The sequence below is a fragment of the Bradyrhizobium sp. 179 genome, assembly GCF_023073535.1.
Lineage (GTDB): Bacteria > Pseudomonadota > Alphaproteobacteria > Rhizobiales > Xanthobacteraceae > Bradyrhizobium.
The window spans coordinates 1-848 of sequence record NZ_JADPJR010000057.1 but is presented as its reverse complement, the minus strand read 5'-3'; the positions used below and the strand labels follow the sequence as shown (position 1 = coordinate 848).

1 pseudogene is annotated in these 848 nt (G+C 59.7%); it reads left to right on the top strand.

From position 1 onward, the window contains the following. Window positions 1-848, top strand: a pseudogene (locus tag IVB12_RS13900) (IS701 family transposase); the annotation flags it as partial.

Below are 848 nucleotides of genomic sequence, written 5' to 3'. Positions count from 1 at the left end.
GGCGATCGCAAGAGCGTTCAGCCGATGGCAGAACGCCTCGCAACCGGCAACTACGATCAGCTGCACCATTTCATCGCCGATGGTGTCTGGGACGAGTCATCGCTGGAATCTGAGTTGCTCAACCAGGCCGACGGGCTTGTCGGCGGCAAGGATGCGGTGCTGGTCATTGATGACACCTCACTGCCGAAGAAAGGTGAACGGTCGGTTGGTGTTGCGGCTCAATACGCGTCGGCTCTCGGCAAAACGGCAAATTGCCAAACGCTGGTGTCTTTGACGCTTGCGCGAGGTGAAGTGCCGGTGATGATCGCTTTGCGTCTCTTTCTGCCTGACAGCTGGACTAGCGACCTGTCTCGTCTAAAGCGCGCTCGCGTGCCGGTCGAACATCGAACGGCACGGTCCAAGCCGGAAATTGCTTTGGCCGAGATTGACCGCGCGATGGCAGCTAACGTGCGCTTTGGATGTGTACTGGCGGATGCGGGATACGGGCTCAGCGCACCGTTTCGACAAGGGTTGACAGAGCGCGGGCTGGCTTGGGCCGTCGGCATCCCTCGGCATCTCAAGGTGTATCCGGTCAATGTGAAGCTCATTTGGCCGATTACCAAAGTCCGCGGGAAACCCGGAAGCACCACGTACCAGATATTTTGTCGATTGCGGCAGAACAAATGCTGGCGAGCGCCAGGTGGAAAACCGTGAGTTGGCGCAGCGGGACGAAAGGTCGACTGAAAGCCCGATTTGCTGCTGTCCGTGTCCGCACCGCCGACGGACCTCCGCAGCGGATATGGGATAAGGGTCAGCAGCATCTCCCGGGCGACGAAGCCTGGCTCATTGGCGAGCAACGTGCCTCAGGG